This window comes from Pseudomonas sp. A-RE-22, assembly GCF_019956035.1.
GTDB classification, from domain to species: Bacteria; Pseudomonadota; Gammaproteobacteria; order Pseudomonadales; family Pseudomonadaceae; genus Aquipseudomonas; species Aquipseudomonas brassicacearum.
Window position 1 is genome coordinate 54,413 of the sequence record NZ_JAHBCZ010000028.1, and the last position, 10,965, is coordinate 65,377.

Genomic DNA, 10,965 nt, shown 5'->3' on the forward strand with positions numbered 1-10,965 from the left:
ATAAGTTTTATTTGGGCGAAGAAGCTCCTTCCGATTTAGGGATATCAGAATCGAATAGTTCGAGTGAATGCCTCACTCGGAGCACTTCAGGGATCGGGGAGTTAAGAAGTTTTATGTTATGGGCAGGACGTCGGTCGGACATCCGATCATCCCGCCGGTTGGACGACGCTCCTTGCGTATTGGCTTCGATTCGTCTGGCCTCAGCCAGGCGTTGACTTCTTCAGGTCTGTTTTGAATCGACAAGCGCAAGAGTGAGCCCAAATCGATGGCAGTGCCATTGAACTGATGGGACGACGAGTCGCGGCCACGGCCAGGCCGCGCCGCGCAGGCGACAAGTGAGTCGGAAGGATATGTAAGAAGTTTTTACGCCGGCTGGACCGTCGAGGTGGGATCAAAGATTCGACGACTGTTCCAGGTACCGGCGCATGGTGACAGAGGCTTTTTCCAGGTGTCGCTCCAGCAATACGATGGCGTTATCGATGTCCTTGGCGCGAGCGGCGTCGAGCAGCGCGCGATGATCGTCCTGGCTCAACTTGCCCAGCCCCATGGATGACAGATGAAAGCGCAGGAAGCGCTCTTCTTCATTGAGTTCGCGCTCGATCAGGTCCAGCAGCTTGCTGTTGGGTGCCTTGTGATAAAGCGACATGTGGAACAGCCGGTTGAGCTTGCCGATCTGGGCGTGATCGGTTTCCGTTTCCAGCTGTTCGATGTACTGGGCGGCCAGTGCCAGGTCGTTGTCATCGAGCAGCGGAATGGACAGGCGCAAGGCGAACGATTCCAGGACCGAGCGCAGGGCGTAGGTTTCTACCGCATTGTTGGTGATCAACGGCGCCACCACGGCGCCCTTGTGCTGAACCACATTGAGCAGTGACTGCGCTTCGAGTTGGCGCAATGCTTCGCGCACCGGCATGCGGCTCACGCCGAACAGGTCGGCCAGTTCCTGCTGGCGCAGGGCGGTGCCGCAAGGCAGGCGTCCATCGAGGATGGCCTCGCGCAGAGACTCTTCGATGATCGAGCGAGCCTGGTCAGCCGGGATGGGTCCGTTGACCTGGATAGTGCTGAGTGGTTTGGGCTTTTGTGTCACGACAACACCTGACTGATAGTAACGACAATTGGATCCAAGCCAACGTTAGTTACAGATTGCCAAGCCGTCAAAATCTCGCGGCCCCAGTTCCTGAACTAAAGTTTAGTCTGCTTGCGGTGATTGCAACCTGCCATTGTTTTTTACCCGGCCAGGCTTCACCATCCAACGAATTTCCAACGGCCCTTTTCGGACGTATTCCCTTGGCTGCACCTTTCCCTGTTCTCAGGTCCTTGCGCTGGCTGTGTTCGGCATTGTTGCTGGCCGGCCTGATGCTGGGTGGCTTGCAGGCTGACTGGGACTTTGCGCAGATCAGCCGACGGGCGCAAGCGTTATATGGTCCCTTGGGCGAAGGTCAGCAACGGATCGACGCATGGCAGCAACTGTTGGCGACCCAGAAACAGATCCCGGAACTGGAACAGCTCAAGGTGGTGAACCTGTTTTTCAACAAACAGGTGCGCTACGTGGAAGACATCGACCTGTGGCGCGAGGTCGACTACTGGGAGACCCCGATCCAGGCCCTGTGGAAGGGCGCCGGCGATTGTGAAGACTACGCCATCGCCAAGTATTTCAGCCTGCGCCATCTCGGGGTGTCCAGTGACAAGCTGCGCATCACCTACGTCAAGGCCTTGCGGCAGAACCGTGCGCACATGGTGCTCACCTATTACGCCACGCCCGAGGCGATGCCGCTGGTACTCGACAGCCTGATCGACGGCATCCTGCCGGCCAGCCAGCGAACCGACTTGCTCCCGGTCTACTCTTTCAATGCCGAAGGGCTGTGGCTGCCGGGCGCCAAGGGCAACAAGAAAGTGGGTGACACCAAGCGCCTGTCCCGGTGGCAGGATGTGTTGAAGAAAATGCAGGCCGAAGGTTTTCCGGTCGAGACGACTAACTAGGAGCGCGCGCTCAGATGTCCTTGTTCAAACAGCTGTTGATCGCTATCTGTCTGTTCCTGGTGGTTGCCTTCAGCGGCAGCTTCATGGTCAGCCTGGAGAGTTCGCGGGCCCAGTACGTCAATCAGTTGCGCTCCCACGCCCAGGACGCGGCCACGGCGCTGGCGTTGTCGCTGACGCCGAACATCGACGACCCGGCGATGGTGGAGCTGATGGTCAGCTCGATCTTCGACAGCGGCTACTACGCCAGCATCCGCGTGGTCGACGTGGCCACCGACAAAACCCTCGTCGAGCGCACCGGCACGCCGGACGCCGGCAGCGTGCCGCAATGGTTCGTCAAGCTGATCGGCCTGGAACCGGCTGGAGGCGATGCCATCGTCAGCCGCGGCTGGGAACAGGCGGCCCGGGTCGAAGTGGTCAGCCACCCGATGTTCGCCCTCGCCAAGCTGTGGCAGAGCGCGTTGGGCAGCCTGGGTTGGCTTTTGCTGTGCGGCGCCGTGAGCGCGGTGCTGGGGGCCTTGCTGCTGCGTCGCCAGCTCAAGCCGCTGGACTACATGGTGCATCAGTCCCATGCCATCGCTCGTCGCGAGTTCCTGAGCCTGCCGGAGCTGCCGCGCACGCCTGAACTGCGCCGCGTGGTGCAGGCGATGAACCAGATGGTCGAGAAGCTCAAGGCGCTGTTCCAGGAGCAGGCCGAGCGCAGCGAGAAACTGAGGGTCGAATCCTACCAGGACAACCTCACGGGCCTGGCCAACCGACGCTACTTCGAAATGCAGCTCAATGCCCGGGTGAGCAACCCGGAGCAAGCCAGTTCCGGTTATCTGCTGTTGCTGCGGGTCAAGGACCTGGCCGGTTTGAACCAGCGGTTGGGCGGGCAGCGCACCGACCAGTTGCTCCAGGCCGTGGGCGAGCAATTGCTGCGTGAATGCGCGCGGTATCCGGAAACCCACAACCTGGTCACGCGTATTCGCGGCGGGGAATTCGCGGTTCTGGCACCTGGGCTGGTGCGCGAGGAAGCGCTGCAACTGGCGCAGAACCTTGAGGCTGCGTTGGCGAGCCTGCATGCGACCGGCGCGACGGATGTGGCTTCGGTGGCCTCCATCGGGCTGGCGCCGTTTGTCCATGGCGACTCGCCGCAAGCGGTGCTGCAGCTCGGCGACCAGGCCCTGGCCCAGGCTGAAAGCCAGGGCGAACCGGGTTGGGCGTGCCTGGATCACAGTGCCTCGGCCAGCGTCGGCGACGATCACCACGCCTGGCACACGTTGCTCGACCAGGCGTTGAATCATCAGCGCTTCGAACTGTACTTCCAGCCGGTGGTGGCCGCCCAGGACACCCAGGTGGTGCTGCATTACAAAGTGCTGTCGCGGCTGCTCGACGAGCAGGGCCAGACCATCCCCGCCGGGCGGTTCCTGCCCTGGTTGGAGCGCTTTGGCTGGACTGCGCGCCTGGACCGCTTGATGCTCGAGCAGGTGCTCAGGCAAATGGCCGGGCATGAACAGTCTCTGGCGTTGAACCTGTCTTCGGCGACCTTGGCCGATCCGCAGGCGCTGAACAAGATCTTTGAGATCCTGCGGGCGCATTCCAACCTTGGGTCGCGCCTGGCCCTGGAGATTGGTGAAGAGCAATTGCCGGAGCAAGCGGTGCTGGAGCAGTTGACCCGGCGTCTGCGTGAGTTGGGCTTCTCCTTGAGCCTGCAGCGTTTTGGTGGGCGGTTCAGCATGATCGGTAACTTGTCGCGGTTGGGGTTGGCTTATCTGAAGATCGATGGCAGCTATATCCGTGCGATTGACCAGGAAAGCGATAAGCGCTTGTTCATTGAGGCGATTCAGCGGGCGGCTCACAGTATCGACTTGCCGTTGATTGCTGAGCGGGTTGAGACGGAGGGGGAGTTGGCGGTGATTCGGGAGATGGGGTTGTTTGGGGTTCAGGGGCAGTTGGTGGGTGAGCCTAAGCGTTGGGGGTGAGGCGGTCTTTTATCCTTCTGACTGAGTACATATCCGTTTCTGCGGTAACGGCTGCTTATGGTTCCGCCCTGACGGCGGGTCACTTTCGAAAAGCGCGAAAGTAACCAAAGCGCTTCTGCCCCACCACTCGGTGCCTCGCCTAGGCTCGGCATGCCCTCACTCCGGCATTGCTCCGTGGGCCCGCCGCGAAGGGCCATCCATGGCCCAGCGCGGCTATCCCGGCATCCATGCCGGGATGCCCACTACGCAATGCCTGCGTTCGGCCAGCGTGGTTAACGGGGCGCCGAGATCAACGTCCACCGCGAGGCGGCCTAGTAGCCGACCTGGCTCTCCCGGTCGTACACCCGTCAGATCTGTTTGAGCAGGACCTGTGGGAGCAAAGCTTGCTCGCGAGGCGGCCTGATAGCCGACCTGGTTCTTTCGGCCGTACTTCGATCCTGTTGTGGGAGCGAGCCTGCTCGCGAAGGCGGCGGCACATTCAGCATTAGTGCAAGCAGACCCACCGCCATCGCGAGCAAGCTCGGCTCCCACAGGGACCGGCGGTGGACACTGATCTTATAAACGACCAAAAACCTATGTGGGAGCGAGCTTGCTCGCGATGGCGGTGGTGGTGGTTCAGTCATATGGATGTCGGGCTTGCCGGCCTCATCGCGAGCAGGCTCGCTCCCACAGGAGAAACGCGGTCCGACCAAGAACCAGGTCGGCTATCAGGCCGCCTCGGAGAGGACGTTGATCTCGGGCGCCCCGTTAACCACGCTGGCCGAACGCACGCATTGCGCAGTGGGCACCTCGGCATGGATGCCGAGGTAGCCGCGCTGGGCCATGGATGGCCCTTCGCGGCGGCCCACGGAGCAATGCCGGAGTGAGGGCACACCGAGCCTAAGCGAGGTGCCAAGTGGTGGGGCATGAGCGCTTTGGTTACTTTCGCGCTTTTCGAAAGTGACCCGCCGTCAGGGCGGAACCCTAAGTGGCCGTTACCGCAGAAACGGATATACACCCCCCTCTAAAAGTAAGGTCCTAGGAGATTTCCTTCGAGTTGTAGCGAACTTGGTGAACTTGTCGGGCGTCTGCCTCGTGGCTAGTCTGGGGTTGTCACTGAAAAAAACGGTGACACTGGCGTGCAAGCCGGTTAAAAGACGACGCGCAAGCGCTTTATGGCGGTTGTGCGTGGGAGATTTCTTCGTGAGAAGGATTCTGCCGGGGTTCCGTCTGCCCGGTCTTGCACACCTGCGTACAACTGCCACCTCATTTGCGTGCAAGCAAAGGGTGTCGGTTCCACTTCTACAGATGGAGCTTCACGCCATGTTCAAAGTAACTCCGAATCCGCCAGAAAACCCTGGCAACAACTCCGACAAATCCTCGAAATCCAAAAAACTCGACGAAGCCGCCGAACGCGTCCTCGACTACTACCTCAATCCCAAACCCACCGATGAAGCCTCGGGAAAAACCCAAACCGCCCAACTCTTCATGGTCTCCCCAGACATCGACACCGAAACCCTCCTGGCCAATGCCTCCGAAGACTTGCTGTCCATCAGCGCCATCGCCGCCGACCTGGCTGATGACGTCGACGGCTCACGCCGCAGCGTGATCCTGGCGATCAGCCGAATGGCCGATGGGGTGCATTTGTTGGTAGAGCGGGCGATGGATCGGCTGGAGGTTCAAGCGGCGGGCTGACAGGCCTGCGGTGGATTGACCATTGCCATCGCGAGCAGGCTCGCTCCCACATTGGATCTGTGTCGAACCGAATATCGAGATCAACACCAATCAACTGTGGGAGCGAGCCTGCTCGCGATGGCGTCAGCCCAGACAACCCAAAACCCTTTAGCGAGGCAATGGGTAACTTGCAAGCCTAGATCAACCCTTTCTCATCATCATCGATCAACCGGCTCAACCCGCCCAAGGCTTCCCGGGCCTGGGTGCGGTCCATCAGCTTGGCCTGGGCTGCGGCTGGCAGGTCGGTGACACGGATGACGCCTTTGCTGGTCAGCACCTGGATCAAGTCATCGAGTACCCGGATCATCTCCAGGTCGCTTTGCTTGAGCTGCTTGAGGCTGTTTTCCACCGCCTGGTTGGCGAACCAGTCCTGGATCTCGTGGTTGTCGGCCGGCAAGGTTTCGGTGGCCTCGGCGTAAGCGGTGGCTTCTACGCGCACCAGCAGGCCTTGTGCATCGCGTTGCACATAAAACATCGGGCATCCCTCATGTATGAAGCGGCGTCATGCTGGGCAGCATAGGCCAACTGTGGGGGAGTATGGAGGGTGGAGACGAAATCGTCATCCTGGGAGCAGCCATGCACGACCGCCCTGTGAAGGGCGGTCGTGAGGGCCCGGTCAGCTGTTGTTGTGATCGACCTTGATGGTCGGGTCGCTGCCGGCGATCAACGAGTTCAGATTCACGTTCGACCAGTTGTTGCCTTCGAGCTTGATCGTCACGTCCGGGGTCGCGGCGCCGCCGTTGGCCCCATTGAACTGACCGGAGGTGCTGACCTGCAGCGACGACACGCCATCGACCGTGCTGATTTTCAGGAAGTGGTCGATGGTGCTGCCGCTTTCGCCCTGCAACAGGTCCCGCAGGTCGATCCGGTCGCCTTCGCTGGCCTTGAAGTCCTTGATCACGTCGGTGCCAGTGTCGCCGGCCTTCCAGACAAAGGTATCGCCGCCCAGGCCACCGATCAGGGTGTCATTGCCCTGGCCGCCGATCAGTGTGTCGTTACCCGTGCCACCGAGCAGGATGTCATTGCCCTTGCCACCGTCGAGCGTGTCGTTGCCACCCTGGCCGAAAATGATGTCGTTGCCGGCGCCGCCCAGCAGGGTGTCATTGCCATCATGGGCACCGGACACATCGAACGCGGTGTAGTGTTCGGTGATGTACTGGTGCACGTTGCTGGTGGTGACCTTGCTGACGTCCACGCCGTTCTGCTGGGCGACGAACGCCTGGATGGCCTGGTAGCCCTCGCCGGCAACGCCGTTGAAGCTCACCAGATCGCCGAACAGGATGTCGTTGCCGTTGCCGCCGTTGACCGTATCGGAGCCCGGCAGGGTCGCTTCGGTGTGGCCGATGATCGAGTTGGCCAGGTTGTTCGGGTCGATGTTGGTCTGCGGCGTCGAGTCCGAATCGTAGGGCTTGAGGTCGTTCAGGGTCACGTCGTTGTTCAGGCCGATGGCCTCGACGGTGCTCAGGCCCTTGAGCAGCGTGAAGCTGTCGGTCGAGCCCGCTGCCGAATCGACATAGTTCCAGTAATCGGCATAACCGGTGCCGCCCTGGTTCGACAATTCAAAGGTGCCATTGCCCTCGGCATGCACGGTGCCGACATAACTGTCGTTCCAATTCTTTCCGCTTTTGGTCGACAGGTACATCTGGCCGTTTTCGTAGATGGTGTACTTGTGCGTGCTGTCGATCGTCTGGGTGTAGTACTTGCCTACGGTGTAGTTGGCTGCGCTCAGCACATCATCGAGCTTGACGTTGCCGTACAAGGTCGGGTTGGTCTGTTCGCCGGTCTGGTAGAAGGTCGGTTTGCCGTCGGTAATGAAATACGTCAGGTTTTTCGCGCCGGTATTGTTCAAGGCCTGGGTGCTGTTGAAGAAGTTCGCCGTGGTCTTGAACACGTCTTCGTAGTTGGTGCCGCCACCGGACACCATCGAGTCGAGCACGCCTTTGAGCAGGGTCAGGGCGTCCGGGTTGTTGAGGTTGACCGCGACCGACTTGTTCACCTGGTTATCAAAGTCCGCCAGGAAGATGTTCACTGTCCCGGCGTTGCTGCCCATGCTTTGCTTGAGGGTGTTGAACACCGAGGTCAGCGAGGCCTTGGCCGCTGCGATGGACGAGTCGCTCATGCTGCCAGAGCTGTCGACCATGAAGGCGATGTTGTAGTTGACGCCCGGCACTACGGTCAGCCCGCCAATGTCGGCGACGACGATGTCGTTGCCGTCGGTGCCGGTGACGTTGTCACTGCCCGACGTGGCGGTGATGGCGTTGTAGGTCGCCGGGTACACGGTGACTGGGATCTGAGCCGTGGTGGTCGCCGATCCTCCGAGGGCTTCGGTGGAGGTGGAGGTCACGGTCAGATTGAGCTGGCCGTTGTAATAGGTCGGCGGGGTCAGGGTCAGGCTGCCCAGGTTCCAGCCACTGACCGATGCTTCGCCGTTGCCGCCCACGGTCGCGAAGTGGCCCGCGCCGTCGCTCAGCACACTCCCTTCCGGCATGCCGCCAATCTTCACGCTCAGGCTTTCGGAACCGTCGGTGTCGGTCAGGGCGGTGGTGATTTTCGACAGGTGCACGCTGGTGCCTTCGGCGCCTTCGTTGAGCTTGAAGCCGTCGTAATAACCTTCGCCGTTGGTGCCGTGCAGGTCGGAGACAGTCACGCCAGAATTCGCCAGATCGGTCACGCCGGTATAGAGCGGCACGCCGGCACTGCTCAGGTCGACCGGTGTGCTGCCGTTGACCGACAGGTTCACGTCATAGCTGCCCGGGCCGGTCTGGTTGTGGTGGTAGATGTCCAGGGTGTAGTAGCCGCTGGTGGTCGGTGTGAACGAACCGTTCAACTGGCCGCCCGCACCCCAAGTGGTGGCCGCGGCGGTTTTGCCGCCGATGGTCACCAGCAGGCTGTCGTCGCCGGTACCGCTGAAGGTGTAGGTCTTGCCGGCTTCGAGGAAGATCAGGCCCGAGGTTTTCGACGCAGTGCCCGGGTTGACGTTGCTGTCGGACTGCACGTTGGTCACGGTGCTGCTGCTGTTCGGCGTGCCGGCGGCATCGATCACCGACTTGAGCGTGCCGGACGGCGCGCCGCTGCCATCGGTGCCCAGGCCCGACAGGCCGGTCCAGACTTCCTTGATCAAACCGGTGGAGGTCACGTTGTTACCGGCCACGTTGAGGGTCGGTGCGTCGGCGACTGGGGTGATGTCGATCTTCACGGTGCTGGTATTGCCCAGCGCCTGGCCGTCGGTTGGCTGGAACTTGACCTGTGCGTAGTCGGCCTGGTTGTTACCCATGCTGCTACCAACATAACCATTGGCGCCGGATTCGTTGGCGTCCGGAGTGAAGCGCAGCTTGCCGGCGTCGATGTCAGCCTTGGTGAAGGTCTGGTTGTTGGCCACGTCTTTCCAGGTTGCACCGTCCAGATACTGCAACTTGCCATCGGCCGGCAGCTCGGTGATTTTCACACCCAGGCTGGTGGCGGAACTGTCCACGTCGCTGATGCCGAACGTCGACCAGCCGAGGACCAGTGAAGTGTCTTCGGTACCGGTGACCGCGCCGCCAGTGGCCACTGGCGCGTCGTTGACCCCGACCACGTTCACGGTGGTGGTTGCGGTGTTGGAGTAGCTCGTGCCGTCAGTCACTGTCACGGTGATGATGCGCGGTACGGTGCTCGGATCTTCGCTGTTGTTGATGAAGCTGATGTTCTTGATCTGCTGCATGTAGTCGGCCAGCGTCGCGTTGCCCGACAGCGTCAGGACGACCTTGCCGTCGGTGCTGTTGGCGTTGATGCTGATGCCGTTGACGCTGTTGCCCAGGTTCAGCGCATCGCCAGGCTGACGGTTGGTCAGCACTATGGTCGCGCCGGTCAGCATGGTGCTGTCCGGGTCAGTGACGCTCAGGTCAGTGTCGGCGATGGACACGCCCGGACCGGTGGTGCCTTCGGTGAAGGTCACCTGGTAATCGGCGCCGGTCTTGCCGCTGGAGTTGTTGGCGTCCAGGTCGAGTGCCGGTGGCGCATCGTTGTCGATGATCGAGGTACTGACGCTGCCATTGGTGCCGCTGACCGCCAGGTGCTCGAAGTTGCCACCGGTGGCCGAATCGATCTTGACCACGAAGTTCTCGGTGCCTTCGGTGATCTTGTCGTCCAGCGTCGCCACGTTGAAGGTGGCGCTGGTAGCGTTGGCCGGGATCTTCACGGTGTAGACACCGGTGAAGTCCGTGCCATCGGCGGCGGTGCCGCTGTAGACGATCTTGAGCGTCACCTCGGTTTGCGCCGGGTTCGTCAGGCTGACGGTATAGGTGGCCGCCTGGCCTTCGGTGACCGACGTGCTGCCGGTGATGCTGACGGTGGTGTTGTCGATGGTGTCGGTGACATCGGTCGCCGCAGGCGTGGTGCTAGGAACCAGGTTCTCGAAGTTACCGCCAGTGGCCTTGTCGATGCTGACTTCGACTTTGCCGGCGTCTTTGTAGACGTCGTCTTTTGGTGCATCGACGGTCACGGTGCCAGTGGTGGCGCCCGCAGCGATGTTGATCACCGCGCCGTTGCTCAAGGTGACGGTCACTGGCGAGCCAGCGGCGTTGGTCAATGTTGCGGTGTAAACGATGGAACCGCCTTCGGTGACAGTGTCAGTTGCCGAGAGCGTCAGGCCAGTGGTGTCCTGGGTGTCTGTGACGATGGTGTCGGCAGGCTTGCCGTCGATGTCCAGTTTTTCGTAGTTGCCGCCCTTGGCGTCATCAATCTTCACGCTCAGGTTGTCGCCACCCGCGAGGGCGTCGTTTGGCGTAACGAAGTTCGCCGAAGCGGAGCTGGCACCGACTGGGATGGTGATGGTCTGGCCGTTGCTCAACGTCACGACGAGCGGGGCATCAGTGACCGGTGCATTGACCGAGGCGGTGTACACCACGGTGCCGCCTTCCGCGACGGTGGACGTTGCGGTCAGGCTCACGGTCGAGGTGTCGATGGTATCGGTAACGTCAGTCACCGCAGGCGTGGTGCTCGGAACCAGGTTCTCGAAGTTACCACCAGTGGCTTTATCGATGCTGACTTCAACTTTGCCAGCGTCTTTGTAGACGTCGTCTTTTGGCGCATCGACAGTTACGGTGCCAGTGGTGGCGCCCGCAGCGATGTTGATCACCGCGCCGTTGCTCAAGGTGACGGTCACTGGCGAGCCAGCGGCGTTGGTCAGGGTGGCGGTGTAAACGATGGAGCCGCCTTCGGCGACGCTATCGGTTGCACTCAAGGTCAGGCCAGTGGTGTCCTGAGTGTCTGTGACGGTGGTGTCGGCAGGCTTGCCGTCGATGTCCAGTTTTTCGTAGTTGCCGCCCTTGGCGTC

6 protein-coding genes and 1 pseudogene are annotated in these 10,965 nt (G+C 61.1%); 3 read left to right on the forward strand and 4 right to left on the reverse strand.

Going from position 1 to position 10,965, the window contains the following annotated elements; translation table 11 throughout:
- Window positions 1–391: 391 nt before the first annotated feature.
- Complete coding sequence (locus tag KGA89_RS15330; RefSeq protein WP_223471976.1) at window positions 392–1,084, reverse strand: GntR family transcriptional regulator; 693 nt, start codon at window positions 1,082–1,084, stop codon at window positions 392–394.
- 269 nt (window positions 1,085–1,353) lie between these two features.
- Here KGA89_RS15330 and lapG point away from each other — a divergent pair, with 269 nt between their 5' ends.
- Together lapG and lapD are read left to right on the forward strand one after the other, a co-directional pair.
- Window positions 1,354–1,977, forward strand: coding sequence for a cysteine protease LapG (lapG, locus tag KGA89_RS15335; RefSeq protein WP_371856198.1), 624 nt, complete (start codon window positions 1,354–1,356; stop codon window positions 1,975–1,977).
- Between the two features lie 14 nt (window positions 1,978–1,991).
- Complete coding sequence (gene lapD, locus KGA89_RS15340; protein WP_223471977.1) at window positions 1,992–3,938, forward strand: cyclic di-GMP receptor LapD; 1,947 nt, start codon at window positions 1,992–1,994, stop codon at window positions 3,936–3,938.
- Between the two features lie 707 nt (window positions 3,939–4,645).
- On the opposite strand, the gene KGA89_RS15345 is transcribed toward lapD, so the two are convergent.
- Window positions 4,646–4,810 (reverse strand): hypothetical protein, encoded by a 165-nt coding sequence (locus KGA89_RS15345; RefSeq protein ID WP_155499081.1) that lies wholly within the window; start codon window positions 4,808–4,810, stop codon window positions 4,646–4,648.
- Between the two features lie 430 nt (window positions 4,811–5,240).
- Here KGA89_RS15345 and KGA89_RS15350 point away from each other — a divergent pair, with 430 nt between their 5' ends.
- Window positions 5,241–5,612 carry a DUF6124 family protein gene (locus tag KGA89_RS15350; protein WP_053161685.1) on the forward strand — a complete coding sequence of 124 codons (372 nt, stop codon included), beginning with the start codon at window positions 5,241–5,243 and terminating at the stop codon, window positions 5,610–5,612.
- Window positions 5,613–5,787: 175 nt separating this feature from the next.
- Here the strand turns inward: KGA89_RS15350 and KGA89_RS15355 are convergent, their stop codons facing one another.
- Window positions 5,788–6,126, reverse strand: coding sequence for a hypothetical protein (locus KGA89_RS15355; protein ID WP_053161687.1), 339 nt, complete (start codon window positions 6,124–6,126; stop codon window positions 5,788–5,790).
- A gap of 141 nt (window positions 6,127–6,267) precedes the next feature.
- A pseudogene (locus tag KGA89_RS15360) lies at window positions 6,268–10,965 on the reverse strand (LapA family giant adhesin); the annotation flags it as partial.